Source organism: Collinsella sp. Sow4_D11, assembly GCF_052116465.1.
GTDB lineage: Bacteria > Actinomycetota > Coriobacteriia > Coriobacteriales > Coriobacteriaceae > Collinsella.
On record NZ_JBQKLA010000009.1, the window covers coordinates 50,272 to 71,491 of the forward strand.

At 60.3% G+C, this 21,220-nt stretch carries 22 protein-coding genes and 1 riboswitch; of the genes, 10 read left to right on the forward strand and 12 right to left on the reverse strand.

The features are described from left to right. Positions 1-26: 26 nt before the first annotated feature. The gene (locus ACTQ40_RS05530; RefSeq protein ID WP_441048523.1) at positions 27-1,409 is read right to left on the reverse strand and encodes an MATE family efflux transporter; all 1,383 of its coding nucleotides are present in this window, start codon (positions 1,407-1,409) and stop codon (positions 27-29) included. Between the two features lie 178 nt (positions 1,410-1,587). On the opposite strand from ACTQ40_RS05530, the gene ACTQ40_RS05535 reads away from it, so the two are divergent. Further along, a complete protein-coding gene (locus ACTQ40_RS05535) occupies positions 1,588-2,403 on the forward strand; it encodes a putative RNA methyltransferase (protein WP_154516992.1) in 816 nt (271 codons plus the stop codon). A gap of 129 nt (positions 2,404-2,532) precedes the next feature. Here ACTQ40_RS05535 and ACTQ40_RS05540 read toward each other — a convergent pair whose 3' ends face one another. Next, positions 2,533-2,934 (reverse strand): hypothetical protein, encoded by a 402-nt coding sequence (locus tag ACTQ40_RS05540; protein WP_427728325.1) that lies wholly within the window; start codon positions 2,932-2,934, stop codon positions 2,533-2,535. 233 nt (positions 2,935-3,167) lie between these two features. Here ACTQ40_RS05540 and ACTQ40_RS05545 point away from each other — a divergent pair, with 233 nt between their 5' ends. Next, a complete protein-coding gene (locus ACTQ40_RS05545) occupies positions 3,168-3,311 on the forward strand; it encodes a hypothetical protein (protein ID WP_441563556.1) in 144 nt (47 codons plus the stop codon). Between the two features lie 63 nt (positions 3,312-3,374). Then, a complete protein-coding gene (locus tag ACTQ40_RS05550; RefSeq protein ID WP_441563557.1) occupies positions 3,375-4,079 on the forward strand; it encodes a class I SAM-dependent methyltransferase in 705 nt (234 codons plus the stop codon). Positions 4,080-4,127: 48 nt separating this feature from the next. Here ACTQ40_RS05550 and ACTQ40_RS05555 read toward each other — a convergent pair whose 3' ends face one another. Continuing rightward, positions 4,128-4,424 (reverse strand): hypothetical protein, encoded by a 297-nt coding sequence (locus ACTQ40_RS05555; RefSeq protein ID WP_154517000.1) that lies wholly within the window; start codon positions 4,422-4,424, stop codon positions 4,128-4,130. A 77-nt stretch (positions 4,425-4,501) separates the two neighbouring features. Here ACTQ40_RS05555 and ACTQ40_RS05560 point away from each other — a divergent pair, with 77 nt between their 5' ends. Beyond that, positions 4,502-4,990 (forward strand): N-acetyltransferase, encoded by a 489-nt coding sequence (locus ACTQ40_RS05560; protein ID WP_441563558.1) that lies wholly within the window; start codon positions 4,502-4,504, stop codon positions 4,988-4,990. Positions 4,991-5,108: 118 nt separating this feature from the next. Here ACTQ40_RS05560 and mscL read toward each other — a convergent pair whose 3' ends face one another. After that, positions 5,109-5,534, reverse strand: coding sequence for a large conductance mechanosensitive channel protein MscL (gene mscL / locus ACTQ40_RS05565; protein ID WP_154517006.1), 426 nt, complete (start codon positions 5,532-5,534; stop codon positions 5,109-5,111). A gap of 245 nt (positions 5,535-5,779) precedes the next feature. Here mscL and ACTQ40_RS05570 point away from each other — a divergent pair, with 245 nt between their 5' ends. The 3 genes from ACTQ40_RS05570 to ACTQ40_RS05580 all read left to right on the forward strand — a co-directional run bounded on the left by ACTQ40_RS05570 (position 5,780) and on the right by ACTQ40_RS05580 (position 11,501). Next, positions 5,780-7,783 carry a GTP-binding protein gene (locus ACTQ40_RS05570; protein ID WP_441563559.1) on the forward strand — a complete coding sequence of 668 codons (2,004 nt, stop codon included), beginning with the start codon at positions 5,780-5,782 and terminating at the stop codon, positions 7,781-7,783. Positions 7,784-7,876: 93 nt separating this feature from the next. Then, the gene (locus tag ACTQ40_RS05575; RefSeq protein WP_441563560.1) at positions 7,877-8,995 is read left to right on the forward strand and encodes an AAA family ATPase; all 1,119 of its coding nucleotides are present in this window, start codon (positions 7,877-7,879) and stop codon (positions 8,993-8,995) included. After that, complete coding sequence (locus tag ACTQ40_RS05580; RefSeq protein WP_441563561.1) at positions 8,988-11,501, forward strand: excinuclease ABC subunit UvrA; 2,514 nt, start codon at positions 8,988-8,990, stop codon at positions 11,499-11,501. Before ACTQ40_RS05575 ends, ACTQ40_RS05580 begins: the two co-directional genes overlap by 8 nt. Before the next feature lie 40 nt (positions 11,502-11,541). On the opposite strand, the gene ACTQ40_RS05585 is transcribed toward ACTQ40_RS05580, so the two are convergent. From ACTQ40_RS05585 to ACTQ40_RS05605, 5 genes are all read right to left on the reverse strand, one after another. Beyond that, the gene (locus ACTQ40_RS05585; RefSeq protein WP_441563562.1) at positions 11,542-12,402 is read right to left on the reverse strand and encodes an ATP-binding protein; all 861 of its coding nucleotides are present in this window, start codon (positions 12,400-12,402) and stop codon (positions 11,542-11,544) included. Between the two features lie 126 nt (positions 12,403-12,528). Continuing rightward, entirely contained in the window at positions 12,529-13,128 is a 600-nt protein-coding gene (locus tag ACTQ40_RS05590; RefSeq protein ID WP_441563563.1) for a tRNA (cytidine(34)-2'-O)-methyltransferase, read from the reverse strand. Positions 13,129-13,226: 98 nt separating this feature from the next. Next, entirely contained in the window at positions 13,227-14,357 is a 1,131-nt protein-coding gene (locus ACTQ40_RS05595; RefSeq protein WP_427719863.1) for a GTP-binding protein, read from the reverse strand. 86 nt (positions 14,358-14,443) lie between these two features. Next, positions 14,444-14,785: an arsenate reductase family protein gene (locus tag ACTQ40_RS05600; RefSeq protein WP_055252194.1), complete on the reverse strand. Its 342-nt coding sequence runs from the start codon at positions 14,783-14,785 to the stop codon at positions 14,444-14,446. Between the two features lie 184 nt (positions 14,786-14,969). Continuing rightward, positions 14,970-15,593 (reverse strand): flavodoxin family protein, encoded by a 624-nt coding sequence (locus tag ACTQ40_RS05605; protein WP_427728306.1) that lies wholly within the window; start codon positions 15,591-15,593, stop codon positions 14,970-14,972. Positions 15,594-15,851: 258 nt separating this feature from the next. On the opposite strand from ACTQ40_RS05605, the gene ACTQ40_RS05610 reads away from it, so the two are divergent. Next, the gene (locus ACTQ40_RS05610; RefSeq protein WP_427719865.1) at positions 15,852-16,721 is read left to right on the forward strand and encodes a patatin-like phospholipase family protein; all 870 of its coding nucleotides are present in this window, start codon (positions 15,852-15,854) and stop codon (positions 16,719-16,721) included. Between the two features lie 356 nt (positions 16,722-17,077). On the opposite strand, the gene ACTQ40_RS05615 is transcribed toward ACTQ40_RS05610, so the two are convergent. Genes ACTQ40_RS05615 through thiM form a run of 3 tightly spaced genes read right to left on the reverse strand, consistent with a single transcriptional unit; the run spans position 17,078 to position 18,954 of the window. Further along, positions 17,078-17,773, reverse strand: a complete 696-nt coding sequence (locus ACTQ40_RS05615; RefSeq protein WP_441563564.1) for a thiamine phosphate synthase — start codon at positions 17,771-17,773, stop codon at positions 17,078-17,080. Then, positions 17,770-18,111 (reverse strand): thiamine-binding protein, encoded by a 342-nt coding sequence (locus ACTQ40_RS05620; protein ID WP_427719764.1) that lies wholly within the window; start codon positions 18,109-18,111, stop codon positions 17,770-17,772. The genes ACTQ40_RS05615 and ACTQ40_RS05620 overlap by 4 nt, the downstream gene beginning before the upstream one ends. 3 nt (positions 18,112-18,114) lie before the next feature. After that, complete coding sequence (gene thiM, locus ACTQ40_RS05625; RefSeq protein WP_370450622.1) at positions 18,115-18,954, reverse strand: hydroxyethylthiazole kinase; 840 nt, start codon at positions 18,952-18,954, stop codon at positions 18,115-18,117. Between the two features lie 51 nt (positions 18,955-19,005). Next, a riboswitch (TPP riboswitch) is annotated at positions 19,006-19,116 on the reverse strand. 161 nt (positions 19,117-19,277) lie between these two features. Here thiM and ACTQ40_RS05630 point away from each other — a divergent pair. Both ACTQ40_RS05630 and ACTQ40_RS05635 read left to right on the forward strand, forming a co-directional pair. Further along, complete coding sequence (locus ACTQ40_RS05630) at positions 19,278-20,186, forward strand: HAD-IIB family hydrolase (protein ID WP_441041835.1); 909 nt, start codon at positions 19,278-19,280, stop codon at positions 20,184-20,186. A 10-nt stretch (positions 20,187-20,196) separates the two neighbouring features. Next, positions 20,197-21,093: a LysR family transcriptional regulator gene (locus ACTQ40_RS05635; protein WP_441017188.1), complete on the forward strand. Its 897-nt coding sequence runs from the start codon at positions 20,197-20,199 to the stop codon at positions 21,091-21,093. Positions 21,094-21,220: the final 127 nt, after the last annotated feature.

Genomic DNA, 21,220 nt, shown 5'->3' on the forward strand with positions numbered 1-21,220 from the left:
GACTGGCGTGGCGTTGAGTGCGGTGTTTAGCAGGCTGTCGCTTTGGCTTGGGTAGCGCGATGGGTGCGTGCCGGGTGGCAGAGTAGTACCGCCACGACCATAAAGAACGCCGTGGTGCCCAGGCTGATGGGGTAGACCATCATGATGTTCGCAAAGGTGCGGAAGTGCGGGAACACGCAGAATACCCAATAGAAGCGGATGCCGCAGACGCAGATCATGGTGATAAGGGCGGGCATGAGCGAGATGCCAAAGCCGCGCAGGTAGCCGGACATGTTCTCGTAGAGCATGATAAAGGCGTATGCAGGGAAGATAGAGCACACGCGGATATAGCCGATTGAGACGATGTTGGGATCGCTGTTGAACAACGACAGGATCTCGCGCCCCAGGCCGACAATAACAATAATCGTGGTGAGCGCGACGACACCGCCTTCGACCAGGCAGACCTTAAGGGTCTTGGTGCAGCGGTCGATCTGACGGGCACCGTGGTTTTGTCCCACAAAGGTGGTGCAAGCCTGGCTAAAGCTGTTGAGCAGGTTGTAGCACACGCACTCCAGGCTCATGGCGGCGCTCGAGGCCGCCATGACCTCGGTGCCCAGGCTGTTGATGGCGGACTGGATGATGATGTTGGCGACGGCAAAGACGGCGCTTTGGATGCCGGCGGGCAGGCCGATCTTGACGATGCGCTTGAGGGCGACGGGGTCGATAGCAAGGTCGCGCGGGGTGACGCGGACGACGGAGTCGGTCTTGAGCAGGCGGATAAAGAGTGTAGCGGCGCTGACGGTGTAGGCGATGGCGGTGGCGATGGCGACACCCGCGACGCCCCAGTGGAGTACGGGGACAAAGATGAGGTCCAGGCCAATGTTGAGGACGGTGGACACGGCAAGCGCTTGCAGCGGCATGCGGGTGATGCCGACGGAGCGGAAGATCGCGGCCTCAAAGTTGTAGAGCAAGATTGAGGGCATGCTGAGCAAAAAGACGCGTAGATAGAGCGAAGCGAGCGGCATGGTCTCGGCGGGAACGTTGAGCGCGGCGAGCATGGGCTCGGCAAAGATCTCGCCCAGAGCGATGACGACAAAGCCCACGAGCGCCATTAAAATCGAGGTATGGACGGCGCGTTTGACCATATTCTGATCGTTGCGGCCGATAGCGTTGGCGATGACCACGTTGGAGCCAAGCGACATGCCAATAAACAGGTTGAGCATAAGGCTGGTAAGCGGAACATTGGAGCCGACTGCCGCCATGGCGAGGGTTCCCTGGTCGCCCGAGAAGTTACCGATAATGACCGTGGCGATGAGGTTTGACAGCTGCTCCAAGATGCTCGTGGCGGCCACGGGCAAGGCGAACAGGGGGATATTGCGCCACAGTGAGCCGGTGGTCATGTCGATGTGCTTAGATGCGGTATCAGCCATACGCTCTCAATCTCTAACGTGCTATTTCGTGCTTATTTGCGCAGACGATGATACTCCTAATCACCTAGTCATTGGGGGCGTTCTTAAACGACTAGTCATTCAAGAACGTCCCCAATGACTAGGTGGGGAAGGCGTGCGACAATGGTATACGTTGTGTTGTTCGCGCTAAGGAGTTGCCATGTTGTTGTGTCCCGTTTGCCATGAGCCGTTGGTGGACGACGAGCGCGGTGCTGCATGCGCGGGCGGACACCGGTTTGACCGTGCGCGCGAGGGTTATCTATATCTGCTACGTTCGTCCAAGAGCGGCGACTCCATGGGCGATCCCAAGTCGCAGGCACGCAGCCGTCGTGACTTTTTGAACCGTGGCTACTATGCGCCGCTGCGCGATGCAATGGTCGAGCTGGTGCGCAAACGGGTTTCTGGGCGTGCTGCGTCTACAGGCGGTCCCATGACGCTGCTCGATATTTGCTGCGGTGAGGGTTACTACACCAGCGCCATGGGCGCGGTGCCGGGCGTGGACGCTTATGGCTTTGACCTGGGCAAAGAAATGGTACGCCTGGCCGCCAAGCGCGGCGATGCGACCTATTTTGTGGCCAACATGAAAGACATCCCAGTGGCCGATGGCGCCTTCGATATGGTGACCGAGCTCTTTGCTCCCTTTAACGAGCGCGAGTTTGCCCGCGTGTTGGCGCCGGAGGGTTCGCTCTACACCGTGGTGCCGGGTGCCCGTCATCTCTTTGGGCTCAAGGAGGTGCTCTACGACACGCCGTACCTCAACGACGAAAAGCTTCCGAAGACGATGGAGCTTAAACTGGTCGGCACGCAGCGGGTGTCCGCGAATATTACGCTCCAGACCCAGGCCGACATCGAGGCGGTGTTCCAGATGACGCCGTACTACTACCGCACACGCCCTACCGACAAAGAGCGCCTGGCAAACCTGGACACCCTTAAAACCGACATCGACTTCATCATTGCCGAGTACCGCCACAGCTAACCAACCTGCCAAAAAGGGACAGGTTTATTTTGGCAGGTTTTATCTGGGCAAATGTAAAGGGCCGACCGCGTTACTGCGCGATCGGCCCATGTTAGTTGCTTGGCTGCAGGGGTTATGAGAAGCGAGTGCCTACAGGCGGTCCTTGTTCTCGGCCTTAACGGCGTGCGCCTGCTGAACAAAGAACAGGTCGTAGACCACGATGACAAAGGCACCGATATTGACGGCGCTGCCGCCGAGTGCGGGAAGCGTGAGCACGGCCTGCGCAATCGTGGCGATTGCGGCAACGATGCCGAGCTTAAACGCGCTATCCACCTGCGAGGGCTTGTTGGCGCCCTTGATGCCCGCAACACCTGCGGAAAGATCGACAATGCCCTTGACGACAAGCACGACCGCGGCGAGCATGGCGTTCGACCCGTACGTGGAATCGAGGCTGCCCCTGGCGATACCGATGCCGGCGATGACGAGGCTGGCGATGCCCAAAACAAAGTAGATGAGGGCAAGGATTTTGAGAGTCTTGCGAGCGGAGCTCATGGCTGGTCCTTTCGATACGAGTACGCCGATCTGGCGTAGCCCATGTGTTGCACATATGGTGAAGCACATTGTAGTTCAACGCAGCGATGCGTGCGCCTGAAAGCGCTTTGAGCCCGCGCAGCCCAATCCGACCTTTCAAAAAGGAAAGCTGGACGTAAGCCAAATCGATGGCAGCTCATGTGCGGCGCTGCGATGATGAGACCGTAACAAGGAGCTGTTCTTAAGGAGGAGCCATGATGTACGGAGCAGGGCGAGTGCATGAGCCGCGGTCGTTGGGAAGGCGCATGGGCGATTCTGTGATCGCTGCCGTGTGCACGGGATTGATGGCGGTGCTTTGCATTGGGATGCTGTGGGCCATGTCGCATGTGGGACAATAGCGGACGGTTGGGTGCCGGCATAAACGGCGCTCACGTATTCATTTTGCTTGTTAAGGAGTACCCATGGGCGTCGTCGATCCCTTTTCTGTTGCTCGGGCCGCGGGGCTTGAGCTGACCGGGAAGTCCGCGGGCCTCACGCTCACCGACGGCACGATGGAGTTGCGTGCCGATTTTGGCCGCATGCTGCCACGGCTCAAACAGGGCCGTCTGCAGCAAGAGCTGTTGGTAAAGGCTGCGCGCGCAAAAGGCGTCGAGTGCCCATGGGCGATTGATGCCACGGCAGGCTTTGGCGAGGATTCGCTGCTGCTGGCGGCTGCGGGCTTTACCGTCGATCTGTATGAGCAGGATTGCGTGATCGCGGCGCTCCTCAAGGATGCCTTGGATCGCGCGGCAGATGATCCAGCGCTTGCGACTGCCGTGGCCCGCATGCGCTTACATGCGGGCGAGGACAGCATTGCCGGCCTTCACCATATAACTGAGTTGATCGGGCAGGGCGAGCTCACCGCTCCCGACGTGGTGTATTTGGACCCCATGTTTCCCGAGCGCACAAAGAGCGCGGCGGTTAAAAAGAAGTTTCAACTCTTGCATCATCTGGAACAGCCGTGTGCCGATGAGGAGACGCTGGTCGAAGCTGCGCTTGCGGTGCGCCCGCGCAAGGTCGTTATCAAGCGGCCGGTGAAGGGGCCGCTGCTTGCCGGCGTTAAGCCGAGCTATCAACTTGCGGGCAAGGCCGTTCGTTACGATGTTTTGGTGTCGCCGCGCCCGTAGCTTGCGTGCGATGGTTGGCGCTCGGTCAGCGTCGTGCCGATGCGGGGTCTATTTCCAAGGGTGCGACGTCAGGTGCCAGCCGCCGCAGTATTCGCATTTGTAGCAGGCCAAACCACGCCGCCCGCGGCTTTCGCAGTCGGCCATAACGGCCTCGGCCTCGGCGCGTGTGCCGTAACGGTTTTTGCGCTCGCACGACTTGTAGCGCCAGGCTTCATCGCGCTCGGCGTTCAGGGCGTCGCGGCGCTCGTCCTCGCGCGCAAACAGGTCGCTCATAGCGCCACCGGTGGCAGCGCCCAAAAACTCGCTTTTGGCCTTTGACCAGGCGGCTCGCTTTTTGCTTCCCATCTGCTTCTCGCCCCTCTTCAAACGCTGGTATCATTGCTCAATCAAAGTGATACCAATAAACGTGAGGTCGCCGCGTGATGATCAGAAAAACCCTCGATACCGACATTCCCGCCGTCATGGCTATCTATGACGCGGCCCGTGCCTTTATGCGCGCGCATGGCAACGCCACGCAGTGGCCCGAGGGCACGCCTTCTGCCGAGCAGCTGGCTGCCGATATCGCCGCCGGTGGTAGCTATGTGTTCGAAGTCGACGGCCGCGTGGTGGCGACGTTTGCCTTTTTACCGGGCCCGGACGAGTCCTATGACGTAATTGAGGACGGGCAATGGCGTAGCGACACTCCGTACGCCGTGCTGCACCGTGTGGCGTCCGACGGCACCGTGCACGGTATCGCGGCTGCGATGTTCGCCTTTGCCAAAGAGCGTGCCGACCATCTGCGTATCGATACGCATCGGGACAACCTGCCCATGCAGGGCGCGAGTATTAAAGCGGGGTTTGAGCGTGCCGGCGTCGTGTATGTGTCGGACGGCACGCCGCGTGTTGCGTTTGACTGGCTGCGCGAGGCATAAGAGCGGGGGCGCGTATCTACGCTCCAAGTAAGCGAAAATGGCCCCGGGTGGGGCCATTTTTGATCGCTGCGCTGTTTTGCAAGGTGGTAGATGCCGCTCGCTGTCGGCTCTAAGGCACCTACGCTCGGGGCAGCTCGCTTCCGCAGTGGCAACACTTGGTCGCGCCTTCGTGCACCTCTTCCAGGCAATACGGACAGACGGGCGCCGGTGCGGCTTCCTCGGCGGTGGCACCGGCGAGCCTGTCGCCGATCTCCTGCGCCTTGTTGAATGCCTTGACGATGGCAAAGACGATTGCCGCCACAATCAAAAAATTGATGCACGAGCCGATAAAGGCGCCAAAGTCGATATTAGTGCCCGGCACCACCAGCCCCGAGATCTCGGTAGCGCTACCGCCGGCAATCACGGAGATAAGCGGGTTGATGATGTTATCGGTAAGTGAGGTCACGATGGCGGTGAATGCGCCGCCGATAATCACGCCGACGGCCATGTCCATCACGTTGCCGCGATTGATGAATTCCTTGAACTCGTTGAGCAATGTCTTCATGGTGACTCCTCGCTGTTGTGGGGTTCGCGTTGTTGCCGCCCTGGATGAGCCCGGGCAGGCAAAAAGGGGAGGTGCCGGCTTTCGCAAGGCGCGAACCTACGAAAATCGCCGCACGGCAACGCGGGGCGATGAGCTCGGTCGGGGGATAGGGCCCGCTTCGCCCGCCGGCCTGTAAATTGTATCATCCAGTGTGGAACGAGAGCGCCCGTTGCCGCGTGCGACGGGCTTGCAATAAGAGGAGAGCCATGTCGAAGCAAGCGGTCGTTGGAATCTTGGCGCATGTCGATGCTGGCAAGACCACGCTGGCCGAGGCCATGCTGTTCGATGCGGGTCGCATTCGTAAGCGCGGCCGCGTGGACGATGGCGATTCGCATCTGGACACTGACGCGATCGAGCGCGAGCGCGGCATTACGATTTTCTCGTCGCAGGCCGTGCTCGACCACGGTGATACCCGCGTCATGCTCGTGGATGCACCGGGGCATGTCGATTTTTCTGCCGAGGCGGAGCGCACGCTGCGCGCACTCGACTACGCGATTTTAGTTGTGGGCGCCAACGACGGCGTGCAGGGGCACACCGAAACCCTGTGGCGCCTGCTTGCACGCTATGACATTCCGACGTTCATCTATATCAACAAAATCGATTTGGAGAATCCCGGCCGCGATGTTTTGCTGGCACAACTTGGGCGGCGTCTTTCCGAAGGCTGCCTGGATGCCAACGAACTGCTGGAGGGCGGCGCCGTTCAGGAGGACGCTGCTGCGTTGGACGAGGCGGCGTTCGAGGAGTTTCTTGAGGCAGGTGAGCTTTCCGTCGCAACGCTGTCGCGCATGGTTGGCGAGCGCAAGCTCTTTCCCTGCTTTGCCGGCTCGGCGCTCAAGGACCAGGGCGTGAGCGAGCTGCTGGATGGCATATGCGTGCTGATGCGCGAACAGATATGGCTTCCGGAGTTTGCCGCGCGCGTCTATCGTGTCAGCCGCGGGGATCGCGGCGAGCGCTTGGCATGGGTTAAAGTGACCGGCGGCACGCTGTGTGCAAAACAGATGATCAGCGGACGTTCCGGTGCCGAGGTATGGGAGCAGAAGGTCGATCAGGTGCGCATCTATAACGGCGAAAAGTATGAGCTTGCCCAAGAAGTTGCTGCTGGCGGTATTTGTGCCGTGACGGGTCTTGCGCACGTTCGCCCAGGGGACGCCTTGGGTGCGGAGCCCGTGTGTGATGCGCCCGTCATCGCTCCGGTCCTCACCTATACGGTGCTTCCGGGCGAACACGATGTCCATGCGGTGTTTAAAGCGCTGACTGAGTTGGCGGACGAAGACCCCATGCTCGGCGTAAGCTGGAATACTCATCTGGAGCAGATTCACCTGCAGCTGATGGGCGCCGTGCAACTCGAGGTCGTGCAGCGGGTGTTGGCCGATCGCTTTGGCCTTTCGATTTCGTTTGAGCCCGGCGGCATTCTCTATAAGGAGACCATTTCGCAGCCGGTCGAGGGCGTGGGCCACTTTGAGCCGCTGCGCCACTATGCCGAGGTGCATCTGAGCCTGGAGCCGTTGCCGGCGGGTTCGGGCGTGCAGTTTGGCACCGTGACTTCGACCGACGAGCTCGATCTTAACTGGCAGCGTCTGGCGCTCACCAACGCCATGGAGCGCGATCACCTGGGCGTGCTGACCGGCTCGCCCATCACCGATGTGCGCATTACGCTCACAGGCGGCCGTGCACATGCCAAACACACCGAGGGCGGCGACTTTCGCCAGGCCACGTACCGCGCGATTCGCCAGGGGCTCATGCAGGCGCGTGAGGCCGGCGCGGCGGTGCTGTTGGAGCCGTGGTATCGCTTTGAGCTCGAGGTGCCGGGGGAGTGTGTGGGCAGGGCGTTGTCAGACGCCACGCGCATGGGAGCCGAGTACGAGCCGCCGACGATGGCGGGCGAACGGGCAAAGCTTGTGGGTCGCGTGCCGGCATCCGAGGTCCAGGATTATGCGCTGGAGGTGGCCGCCTACACGAGCGGTCGCGGGCATCTGTACCTGGAGTTTGCCGGCTATGCGGCATGCCATGATGCCGAGCGCGTCATCGAGACGGTCGCCTATGAGCCCGAGGCCGATCTACCCAACACGCCCGACTCGGTCTTTTGCTCTCACGGCGCTGGCTACACGGTCAAGTGGTACGACGTCCCCGAGGCAGCCCACGTAAAGGTCGATCCCGCCACCTTCCGCCCCTGGCGAGCGGCGGACGTCGAGTTTTTCGGCCATAGGTGATAGAGGGTCAGTCTCTTTGTCGCATCCTGTTGGTATAACTTGGTATAAGTTGGTATAACTGTTACCAGGGTTTGCCAATCCGAGGAGGCCGACATGAATCCAAATCCCTTTAAGCCCACGGCTGGCAAGCGGCCTCCGATACTCATCGGCCGCGAGTCGGTCATCGAAGATTTCGAGGAAGGGCTCGATAACGGCGCCGGAGCGCCGGGCAGGCTCATGCTCATTACGGGAAACCGCGGCTGTGGCAAAACAGTTCTCTTGCGGGAGCTGCAGCGTTTAGCTAGCGAGCGCGGATGGGCGGTTGTCTCCGATTCCGCCTCGCTTGGCCTATGCGACCGCTTGGCCGACGCGCTTCGCTCGAATAAACCCGTTGTGACGTCAATGGAGTTTGGTCCGTCGTTTGGCCGAATGTCGGTCGAGGCGGCGCGGGCAAAAGGCGAGACGTTGCACGGGTTAGTCAACGAACGCCTCAAGAAACTCGGGCCGGGAAAGGGCTTACTGTTTGCGATTGACGAGGCCCAATCGGCATCTATCGAGGAGCTGGCGGCGCTGGCCGTTCTCTATCAGCAGGTGCTCGGAGACCAGGATGCTACGGGCTTGCCCGATAGCGACCAGCGCGGTCTTGCGCTGGTTTTTGCCGGCTTGCCCAGTATGGTTGATGACTTGCTCGAAGAGCCGAGCGTAACGTTTTTGCGCCGCGCCCAGCAGCGTACGCTGGGGGCGATTTCTTTGCCCAAAGTGCGCGATTCATATATCCAGACGGTCAAAGGCACTGGTCTTTGCGTTGATGCGGAGACGGCGGACCTTGCGGCGCGCAAGAGCATGGGGCATCCCTATATGGTTCAGCTGGTGGGATATTACATGTGGAGGTCTGCTGTCCGGCGTGACTCGCGGGTCATTGAAGTGTGCGATGTCGAGGCTGGCTACGCCGATGCCATCTCCGAGTTCTATGAAGCAGTCGACGCCCCTTTGTATTACGGGTTGCGCAGTCCGCAGCGCCTCTTTATCGAGGCCATGGCGGCTGATGGGGGCAAGCCGACGCGCATGGCTGACATCATTGAGCGCTGCGACCGCACCCAAAGCTGGGCGAGTAAATATCGCGCAAGCCTGATTCGCGAGCGCGTCATCGAGGCTGCCGGATACGGCCTCGTCCGGTTTACCGTGCCCATGCTGGGCGAATACATTTGCGACCGCGTTTTATGGCATGAGTAGGGTGATAAAGGTGACGGAACAGAAGATGAGCCCGCAGGCTATAGAGGTACGTGGCGCGCGTGTGCACAACCTCAAGGACATCGATATCGATATTCCGCTGGGAAAGCTCGTGGGTATTGCTGGCGTATCGGGTTCGGGCAAGAGTTCGCTGGCACTGGGCGTTCTTTACGCCGAGGGCTCGCGTCGCTACCTGGAGGCGCTTAGCACCTATACCCGCCGCCGTCTGACGCAGGCCGAACATGCCCAGGTGGACGAGGTGCTGCACGTACCGGCGGCGCTTGCATTGCATCAGCGCCCCAGCGTGCCGGGTGTGCGCTCGACCTTTGGTACCATGACCGAGCTCAACAATAGCCTGCGTCTGCTCTTTAGCCGTTGCGCCCATCACGTGTGCCCGCACTGCGGGGCGCGCGTGGAGCCGAGCCTTAACGTGGCCGCGGGCCTGTCGCTCACGTGCCCCGAGTGCGGCCGTGAGTTCTACGCGCCGGGTGCCGAGGACCTTGCCTTTAACAGCGGCGGCGCGTGTCCCACCTGCGGCGGCACCGGTGTCATGCGCGAGGTGGACGAGGCGAGCCTGGTGCCCGACGAGTCCAAGACCATCAACGAAGGCGCGGTGCTTCCCTGGGGCACGCTCATGTGGGATCTGATGAAGCAGGTGGCAGGCGAGATGGGTGTGCGCACCGACGTGCCGTTTAACCAGCTCACGCCTCAAGAGCGTGACATTGTGTTTCACGGTCCGGCGGTTAAGAAGCACATTCTCTACGTTCCCAAAAACGGCGAGGGCGCCACGCCGCTCGACTTTACCTATTACAACGCCGTCTATACCGTCGAGAACGCGCTCGCCAAGGTCAAAGACGATAAGGGCTTAAAACGCGTGGCGCGCTTTTTGCGCGAGGGGCCATGTCGTGACTGTGGCGGCATGCGTCTCTCCGAGACCGCCCGCCAGCCCCAGGTGCGCGGTATCAATCTGGCGCAGGCCGCGGCCATGACGCTGGGCGAGGCGATTGAGTGGGTGCGCGGGGTGCCCGCATCCTTGCCGGCCGAGATGCGGCCCATGGCGGCGGATATCTGCGATTCGTTTTTGAGCGCGGCCCGTCGCCTGGTCGATCTGGGTCTCGACTACCTTTCGCTCGATCGCGCCGGTGCCACGCTCTCCACGGGCGAGCGTCAGCGCGTGCAGCTCGCCCGCGTGGTGCGCAACCGATCGACGGGCGTGCTCTATGTGCTGGACGAGCCCTCAATCGGCTTGCATCCTGCCAATGTCGACGGCTTGGTGGGCGTGATGCGCGATCTGGTGGATGACGGCAACACCGTGGTTGTTGTCGACCACGATACACGTGTGCTGGCGGAAGCCGACTATCTGGTCGAGATGGGCCCCGTTGCCGGAGCAGGCGGCGGTAATGTGATTGCCGCTGGCACGGTGGACGAGGTCGAACAATCGCAGGGCAGCCGCATCGCCCCGTTTTTGCGCGCAGACCCCAAGCGTATGCGTCCGCAGGTGACTGACGAGGAAATGTTCGATCAGGGCCACATCCGCATGGCAACCGATGCCATCCATACCGTCAAACCGCTCGAAGTCGATATACCGCGCGGTCGCCTTGTCGCGGTGACGGGCGTTTCGGGTTCGGGTAAGACGACGTTGGTGCTCGAGACACTCATCCCGGCGCTTAAGGCCCAGGCAGCTGGCGAGCGCGTGCCAAGCCATGTGCGCTGGGTCGACGCTGAGGGTATCGCACGCGCAAACCTGATTGACGCTACACCTATCGGCGCCAACGTGCGCTCGACGGTAGCGACCTATGCCGACATCCATGATGAGCTGCGTCGCGCTTTCGCCCGTACGCCCGAGGCCAAGGCAGCCGGCTACAAGGCGGGTGCCTTTAGCTACAACACTGGCGCCTTGCGCTGCCCTACATGCGATGGCACGGGCTCGATATCGCTCGACGTGCAATTTTTGCCCGACGTCGAGATCGTCTGCCCAGCATGTCGAGGCTCGCGTTATGCAGACACGGCTTCGCATATCCATCGCGAGGGCAAGGACGGGAGCAAGCTTACGTTGCCGCAGCTCATGGAGATGAGCGTGGACGAGGCTCTCGACGCCACGGTGGGGCTCAAGAAGGTTCAGGCGCGCTTGCTGACCTTGCACGACCTGGGCTTGGGCTATCTTACACTCGGTGAGCCCACGCCGGCGCTTTCGGGCGGCGAGGCGCAGCGTTTAAAGCTTGCGAGCGAGATGGGCCGCGTGCAGGACGATGCCGTATTTGTATTCGACGAGCCCACGATCGGCCTGCATCCGCTCGATGTTCAGGTGCTGCTGAACGTGTTTGACGGCCTCGTCGCCAAGGGCGCCACGGTTATCGTGATCGAGCACGATCTCGACCTTATCCGCAATGCCGATTATGTGATCGACATGGGGCCGGGCGGTGGCGATGCGGGCGGGCAAGTCGTCTGCGCCGGCACTCCGGCGGAAATCGCTGCTTGCTCCAAGAGCATTACTGGCCGCTACCTATAGACAATGAGGCAAAGGGACAGTCCCTTTGCCTCATTGATGCCTATTTCACGCATTGAGCGGCGAGATAGTCGCGGAAGAATGGCAATTCAAAAGCGACGATTCCGCGCCCGCGTTCTCCAATGATGCCGGCATCTATCATGCGGCGTCGGTAGCGGGAGACCTGCTGCGGCGAACGCTTAAGGCGCTCGACAAGGTCAGCGGTGGTGGATTCTTCCTCGTCATCGAGCATGGCGATGAGGAATCGCTTGTCCTCTGCCGTGAGTTCCCGATAGGTTGCCGCGAGGATTCGGTCGTCCATCTCGTCGCGCGCGATTTTGATTCCCATGTCAAAGTCGCGTGACGAGATTTCCTTCGAATCGCTTGTGAGATCCCAGGCACGGTAGCCTACGAGTTGCAATAGGAAGGGAAAACCAGAGATCGAGCGAACGGCTCTATCGATTCCCTCAGCATCTGCCAGGCGGTCGTTTTCCTGGATTGTGCGAATCAAGGCCTCGCGTACGTCATAGTCGGCAATGCGACCCAGATGATATTGTTGGGCGCGGCGAAGGAACGAGACCGTCTTGTGGTTCAGTAGCGTCGATACGTTGTTGGGAAGTCCCGCCATGAGCAGGGCGATGCGTTTCCCATCGGTCACAAAGTGCTGATACGTGGCTGCGAGCTGAATCATCTCGTCGAGTGTCGGGTCCACCTCGTCAACCGTGACGAGCAGGCCGATGCCCGCCTCGTTGAGCTGGTCGATGATGTCGCTCATGCGATAACGCCAGGTTGAGGCATCGTGAACGCGATCGACCTCGATGCTGCCGAGCGGTGCAATTCCGAGACCGGTGACTTCGAAGTTCTTAGACGGATCGATAAGATGGCCGGCAGCGCGTTTCGCGCCGAACTCGATTTCCTCAAGCATTCCCGGGAGTGCGGTCGTCTTTACGGCTATCCAGCCGTGGGATTCCGCCCTTGTCGCGAGCGACGACATTTAGGCGTGTGTGCCATCGGCGTGGCGCTTGAATGTGACAAAGGGGCAGTTCCTTTGTCACATTCCCGGAAAGCCTGTCTGGCGCAGGGCTTCGTAGAGGACGATGGCGGCGCTGTTGGAGAGGTTGAGTGCGCTGATGCGGTAGTCGTCCGGATTGACGAAGTTGCCGCAGATATCCTGCCGAAGGATGGCCTCATGGCCGTTCTCGGTATGTCCGAGCGATTCCTCGTGGGCTTCCCAGGCCTCGGCGTTGTCGAGTGAGTCACAATCGCGCAGCATGGGAATGCGCTCGCAGCGCTCGGGCGCTGCGGCGAGCAGCCCTTCGGGAATCCCCGAGCTTTCGCTGCCAAAGACCAAATAGTCGTCGTCACGGTAAGTGCTTTGCGCATAGGTTCGGCGTGCCTTTTTGGTCAGCAGATGCAAGCGGTCGTCAGCGGGGGAGAGGTCATTGCGCGCAAGGAAATCCTCCCAGCTGGCATAGGTCGTCACGTCCAAGTTTTGCCAGTAGCCCAGGCCGGCGCGACGCACCGTTTTGTCGTCGAGCGAAAAGCCCAGTGGCTCCACCAGATGCAGGCGGGCGCCGGTAACCACGCAGGTACGGCCGATATTACCCGTATTGGCCGGAATCTCGGGCGCATACAGCACGATATTGAACATGAATCTCCTTGGCATAGAACGAAAAACCACCACGAAGGGGCAGTCGCCTTCGTGGTGGTTTGATGGTTACGTGGGCGGAAAACGCCCACTTGGATAACCTAAGCGCGGTGCCAGTCGGTCAGGCAGGCATCAAGGGCGGCGATGAGCGCATCCTTGTCCATGTGACGGCCGATGATGCACAGGCTCGTCATGCGGTCGCCCGTCTCGTCGTCCCAAATCTGCATGATCTCGGGGTTCTCGTCGATGATCTTCTGCTTCTCGCCCTCGGGCGCCGAGTCAACGAACAAGCCGTTCTCCATCAGGCGCATCTGGCGGCCGGCCTGCTCGAACATGTAGCACATGTCCGGATCGCCGGTCTGCCACAGCGGACCCTTGACGCGAATGACCTCGTCGGGCCACTCCTGCTCAACAAAATCGGTGAACTTCTGCAGGTCAAACGGCTTACGGCGCGAGTACACAAAGGTCTCGATGTCGTACTCGAGCACCTCGGGGTCGTCGTGCTCCTCGGGATGCTCCATGGCCTCGATCCAGGCGGCGGAGTTGTAGGCGCGCATAAAGTCGAAGCGATCGGTATCGAGCAGCTCCTCCATGGGGACCTCGCCGTTTTGAGCCTCGACAATCACGGCGTCCTTCTGCAGACTGCGCACGATGGCCTTGAGCTCGGCGATTTGCTCAGGGCTCACGGTATCGGTCTTGTTGAGGATCAGCGTGGAGCAAAACTCGATCTGCTGGATGAGCAGGCTCTCGATGTCGTCCTCGTCGATATCCTCGGCCAGCAGGTCGCGACCGCCGTTGAACTCGTCGTACATGCGGGCACAGTCGACCACGGCAACGATGTTGTCGAGCGCGAGCTTGGGTTCGCCGCCCACTTTGGCCTCGTCGCAGAAGCTCGAGATGGTGTAGGCGATGGGGATAGGCTCGCAAATACCGGAGGCCTCGATGATGATGTAGTCGAACTTGCCCGAATCGGCAATGCCCTGCAGCTGGTTGGCCAGGTCGTCCGAAAGCGTGCAGCAGATGCAGCCGTTGGTGAGCGGGATGAGGTCGTCGGTCTCGGAAAGGCCACCGTCGGCGATAAGGCTGGCGTCGACGTTGATCTCGCCGATATCGTTGACGATCACGGCGGCGCGGATACCGCCGTCGTTGGCGAGGATATGGTTGAGCAGCGTGGTCTTGCCGGCACCGAGGTATCCGGTAAGCATGATGATCTTCACGGGCTTGTTGGGCATGTGCCCTCCTTTGTTAGATATGGCTTACAGCTGAATCTTATGCCAAACGCCTGCTCTTATACCCACGCGCCGGCAAATAACACAGGCTACTCCCAGGCTCCCCATACATCGGGGCAATAACCGACGGTGGCCTTTTTGCCGTTGCGCACGATGGGCTCGGCCAGTACCTGCTGATTCTCGAGCAGCTTATCAAAGCGCTGGCTGGGAGTGAGGTGCTGGATAAGTGCGAGTGTCTCCTCGTCCTTGGCTTTGGGGTTGAGCAGCTTGTCGATGCCGCCGACCGCCTGCATCACGCTCGTGAGCTCGCCTTTGCTCATCTCCTTTTCCTTAAGGTCAATAAACTGCACCTTAATGCGGCGCTCCTTAAAATAGCGTTGGGCCTTCTTGGTATCGAAGGACTTTTTGGTGCCGAAGATTTGCACGTTCATAGCATGTTCCGCCGTTCTAACGAACGGCGGTCACCTCGACGCTGCAAAGCCATCTGATGGGCAATCTGCCTTTCAATCGTCGGGCGCGGGCAACAGCCCAGCGCCCTCCTCTTTCAAGGCGCCTTGCCTCATCAGCTGGCTTTTTGCTGACATTAATAGAACATCGAGGTGACCACCGCTGGACTTATCGAATGAAGTTGGTGCGCTCGCGATCGGCTTCGGGCGCGCTGATGCCGGCGGCCTGTCCTGCTTCGATACATTGCAGGAGCCAGGCCATGTTCTTGCCGATGTTGCGCATGGTGGCAAGGCCCTCGGCATCCCCATCGGCGTCGCCGGGCACGCGACCAAAGACGTTGTTCCAGTACGTGGAGGCGACTACGGGCATCTGGTTGATGGTGAAGTACTTGTTGAGCACATCGAAGGTGGTCGACGTGCCACCGCGACGGGCGACAGCGACCGCGGCGCCGGGTTTGTGCGCAAAGGCGTGCCCGCCCGCATAGAAGGCGCGGTCGAGGGCCGAAAGGATGCGTCCGCTGGGGTGCGCATAGTAGACGGGTGAGCCAAAGACAAAGCCGTCTGCCTGCTCAGCGGCAGCGATGAGCTCGTTCACCACGTCGTCGTCAAAGGTGCAGCGACCCCCAAGCTTGCCACACTGGCCGCAACCGATACAATCACGAATGGGCTTGGCGCCCAGCTGAAACACCTCGGTATCAATGCCTTCGGCATTGAGCTGCTCGGCGACTTCGGCGAGTGCGCGGGCGGTATTGCCGTTTGCCTTGGGACTGCCATTGACCAAAAGAACCTTCATCACAAACTCCCTCTGCTATCGGTGAATTCTGCTGAGAATTATCTCACGTTGCGTGCGATGACGTTGGCATGGTGCGGGCGATGTTTATCCCGCAACGTTCTTAAGGGCGTTCATGCCTAAGGCCATCTAGGGGCATTGCGGTACGGCATGGGGAATGCATTGGGAAACGTTCGATAAATGCTTATAAACACGTTTTTGACGGCATACGTTGACAGATATACTTGTTGAGTTCAAAAGCATGGGAACGGAGATGGTTGCATGGCACAGCCGGAGACATCACACACAGTGGGGCTTGCGCTCGAGGGAGGCGGCTACCGCGGTATGTATACGGCGGGCGTGCTCGACGTTTGGATGGAGCACGGTTTGACCTGCGATCATATGGTGGGTGTCTCGGCGGGCGCGGCGTTTGGCTACAACTTTAAATCGCGCCAGATCGGCCGCGCCATTCGCTACAACAAAGCCTATTGTGCCGACAAGCGCTATGCGAGCGTGACCAGCTGGCTGCGAACCGGCGATATGTTCAATGCCGATTTTGCCTATCACGAGGTGCCTATCGAGCGCGATCCCATCGACTTGGAGGCGTATCGCGCCTGCCCCATGCGATTTACGTGCGTGTGTACCGATATCGAGACGGGCAAGGCCGTCTATCACGATCTGCCGTATGGCGACGAGCGCGATATCGAGTGGATTCGGGCATCGTCGGCGATTCCCGTGGCGACCAAGCCCGTCTGGATTGATGGACATCGATATCTGGATGGCGGTGTGGCCGATTCTATTCCCAGCGCATGGCTGTTTGCGCAGGGGTATGACCGTAACATCGTGGTGCTGACGCAGCCGGCGGGCTTTGTGAAACAACCCAATAGCTTGATGCCTATGCTGCGCCGCGTGTTTCGCCGCTATCCAGAGTTTGTCGCGGCGCTTGAGCACCGGCACGAGGTTTATAACGCCACGCTCGATGACCTGACGCGTCGCGAGGCCGGCGACGAGGTTTTTGTGGTGCGTCCGAGCGAATCGGTGAAGGTGCCATCGCTGTGTCGTGAGCCAGAGGAGCTCGAACGTATCTACCAGGTCGGTCGGCGTGATGCGGAGGCCACGTTGCCCGCACTAGAGGTGTATCTGGCAGGGTAGAGCCACGGTCGCTGACTCGGCGGAAAGTGCATCTCAGAATGAGCCTTCGAAATGGGGCATAGTTTCCCATGGAGACCGCTCGGGAAAGCGTGCCCCACTTTTCGGCCGTAGTTTGGGACACAGTTTCCCGTTGGGCGGATTTCGGAAAGCATGTCCCAGAATTTGCGCCCAGAACGGGATACAGTTTCCCAGACGGCGGATTCCGGAAAGTGCATCCCGGAATCTACGTCTAGACTGGGACACAGTTTCCCGCTGACTCTCTATATGGAAAGCGCATCCCAGAATGGAGGTCCAAACTGGGATGCGCTTTCCGCTATTGAAGATATGAGGCTGCGAATCAGCTGCTCGGCCTATGCCTATGCCTGCTGCCAGGTGTCGACAAGCTCCTTGGCTGCGGCGTGGGGGTCGTCAGCGCTGCAGACGGCGCTCACTACAAAGAAGCCCTCGACGCCGGTGGCCTTGAGCTGCGGCAGATCGGCTTTTTTGACGCCGCCGCCGACCACGATGGGAACGGGGCTTGCCGCATGGAGCGCGGCCAGGTCCTCAAAGCTCTTGGTGATGATGGAGCCATCTGCCGCGCGTCCACAGTCGCGCTTGGTCTCGGTCTCGTGGAGCGGGCCGATGCCCAGGTAGTCGACTAGGCTCATGTCGGCGGTCTTGACGTACTCGAGCATTTCCTCGCAACGGGCCGAAAGGCCCACGATGGCATCGGGGCCCAGAAGCTTGCGGCAGACCTCGACGGGAATATCGCTCTGGCCCACATGCACGCCGTCGACGGCGATACCCTGTTCGCGTGCGGCGAGTACGCAGTCCAGACGGTCGTCGATAAGCAGGGCGACCTTGCCGGTCTTGCCGGCGCGAGCGATAGCCTGCGCGGCGTCGCCCGTCAGCGCGATGATCTCGCGGGCACTTGCCACCTTGGAGCGCACCTGGATGCAGGTAAAGCCGGCATCGAGCGCCTGCGCTACCACATCGCCCACGGGACGTCCCAGCGTGTTTTCGGGGCCGAGTACCAGATAGGCCGAGATATCAAGGTTGTCGTGGATGCTCATCGTGCTTCCTCCTGCTTTTTGATCTGCGCTTCCATGCGCTCGAGTTTGCCGGTCATGGTGTCGGTAAAACCGGGTCGAATATCGGCTTTGAGCACGACTTCGGTGCGGATGCCCTTGCTTGCCAACACAAAGGTTGCGTCGCGTACGACCTGCATGACCTCGTCCCAGTCGCCCTCGATCTCGGTGAACATCGAGGTGGTGCGGTTGGGAAGGCCGCTCTCGCGAATGACGCGCACGACCTCGGCGACCTCGGCGGACAGCTCGTCGCCTGTGCCGCACGGGGCGATGGCTACGGCGACGAGCGTGTTCATGTCGGCAGCGGTTGCGGGTTCGGACATGGCTTATGCCTCCTCGAGCTCGAGGTGGTTATTCGCAATATCCTGAGCGGTCGCGCGGTAGAGTTCGTCGATAAAGGCGACCTTAAAGCTTGCCGGGGCATCAGCGACAGCGGCGGCACGCGTGCCGGCAACGTTGTAGACAGCGGTACCGCAGATGGCTGCCGTAAACGGATCGGCGGCGCAAGCGTACACGGCCAGGACGCCGCCCTGCGAGCAGCCACAGCCGGTAATCTTGGACATGAGCGGGCTGCCGCCGTGGGACTTGGCCACGGTCGTGCCGTCGGTAATCAGGTCGACTTCGCCCGAGACCACTACGGCGCCGCCGGTGTAGCGGGCGAGTGCCACGGCAGCGCCGCGGGCGGCGTCGACCGTATCGGTGGTATCGACACCGCGCACGCGGCTCAGGTCAGCCGCCTCGCCTTCAAGACCCCACAGGCCGGCGAGCGCGATGATCTCGGAGGCGTTGCCGCGCACGATGGCAGGCTTGTACTGCTTGAGCTCGTTTACCAGCTGGGTGCGCAGGCTACCGATGCCCAGGCCCACCGGATCGAGCACCCAGGGTTTGCCGGCGTCGTGTGCCGCTTTGGCCGCACGGGGAATCGTCTGCTCGTAGATGGGGAAGAGCGTGCCCATGTTGAGATAGATGGCGCCGCCGCCGGCAACGAGTGCCTCGCCCTCGTCGGGCAGATAGACCATGGCGGCCGAACCGCCTACGGCGAGCTGCGCGTTGGCGACAAAGTCGATCGTCACCGTGTTGGTGATGGAGCCGGCCATCGGGTTGGTGGCGCGAATCTCCTCCACGGCCTTGACCACATTTTGTTTAAGCTGTTTCGAATCAATCACTGCACATGCCTCCTTGGCATAGAAAAGGGGCGCTGTGCATAGACAGCGCCCCTGTAAAGGCGGCATGCTCCCTACGCCAGCATTAACTGACAGGTTCAAAGGATTGGGCCCCATGCCCTCTCAGCCTTGTGGTTTGCACCGCCGGCACTCCCGCATCGAATCTGTTGTTCCCTATACTAGCGCACCTGCCAAAAAGGGACAGGTTTATTTTGGTAGGTGGCAACTGGGGCGTCGCATTTTCCCAGATAAAACCTGCCAAAATAAACCTGTCCCTTATTGGCAGGTCGCTACAATGGATACGGTGAAAATGACTGGGGGACTCTATGATCAAACTTGTGCTGACCGATATGGACGATACGCTGATTCCAGCCGGGCATGACGGCGCCAGCGACTACGCCATCGAGGGCATTCATGCCATGCAGGCGGCGGGCCTGCACTTTGGCCCGGTTTCGGGCCGTCAGCCGTCCGCGATGGGCTGGATGTTTCGTAATCGCTCCGAGTGCTTCTCGACCGGTGCGTTCTGCAACGGCCAGGTCATGTTTGTCGACGGCGAGGTGGTAGCCTCGCATGCGACCGACAATACCGCCCTTATTCGCTTGGCTGACTACTTGGAGCAAGAGACCGATGATACCTATCTGAAGGTCTACAGCCTGGGTGATGACTTTTGGGACAATGACGCCTATTGTGTGACGAGCGACCCCGAGCGCGTGCATCGCGCTATGGAGTCGGGCGGCAACGCGTGGCTCAAAGGCGAAGAGGCCCCGTGCCGTCCCGTTGTCGGTGACGCGCCGGTGTTCAAGGCGAATATCTGGAGTGCCCGTTCGCGTGAAGGGCTCGCGGAGCTACGCGAGCGCGTTGCCGCCGAGGTGCCGGAACTCTCGCTTGTGTTTCCCAACAACCGAGTGCGCCTGTTTGACATTCTTCCGGCTGGTTGGGACAAGGGCTGTGCCACGCTGGAGCTGGCGCGTGCTTTGGGCCTAACGCCCGACGAGGTGGCGGTGTTCGGCGATTCCGATAACGATCTGCCCATGATTAATGCCGTTCCCAACTCCGTTGCAGTCGCCAATGCCAATGAGGCCGTCACGGCTTCCGCGCGTTGGCATATCGGTGCTGCGGCAGACGATGCGGTTGCCGGGGCTCTGCATGAGATTGCCGCCTGCGCCGCGACGGGGGCGATGCCGTCGTTTATGCGCCAGGTGGACGCGACGGGTCATGGCGTCACGAACGTCTAGGGAGAAAGTCATGAAGCTTCAGCAGCTCAGGTATGTTGTTAAGGTTGCCGAATGCGGCAGCATTACCGAGGCCTCGCGCCGGCTCTTTGTGTCGCAGCCTTCGATTACCGCGTCGATTCGCGATCTCGAAAACGAGATGGGTGTGCACATCTTTGAGCGCACCAACAAGGGCGTCATTGTGTCCGAGGAAGGCGAGACATTCTTGGGCTACGCGCGCCAGGTACTCGATCAGGCCGACCTGCTCGAGGGCAAGTACAAGGGCGCATCCGAGCAAGTGCCGCACTTTAGTGTGAGCTGTCAGCATTATTCCTTTGCCGTTAATGCGTTTGTCGACGTGATCCGTGAGTTCGATGCCGCGCGCTACGACTTTACCCTGCGCGAGGAACAGACTCACGAGATCATCGAAGATGTCGCGCACATGAAGAGTGAACTGGGCATTCTGTACTTATCCGAACATAACCGCGAGGTTATCGAGCGCATGCTGGCGGCCAACGAGCTCGTATTCGAAGGACTCTTCTGCGCCACGCCGCACGTCTTTGTATGCGCCGACCATCCACTGGCGGACCACGCCAGCGTGACGCTCGATGACCTCGAGGAGTATCCGTTTTTGTCCTACGAGCAAGGCAGCTACAACTCGTTTTACTATTCCGAGGAACTGACCTCGACGTTTGAGCGCCGCAAGAATATCCGCGTGCGCGACCGTGCGACCTTGTTCAACCTAGCCATGGGCCTCAACGGCTACACGGTGTGTTCGGGCGTGATTAGCCACGAGCTTAATGGCCCCGGTATTATCTCGATTCCGCTCGATGTAGATGAATACATGGAGATTGGCATTATCACGCGCAAGAATACGACGCTCACGCGCTATGGACAGGCTTATGTCGAGGCCATCCGGAGGCATATCTAACCGGTAGCGTTTGATGCTGCTGTCTTGAGCTGTCGAAATGGCTATAGGAAAACTATATGGCAAACATATATAAACGCATATTTTACGATAACCAGGAGTGCGCTCATACTCTTTCTCGCCAAAGCAT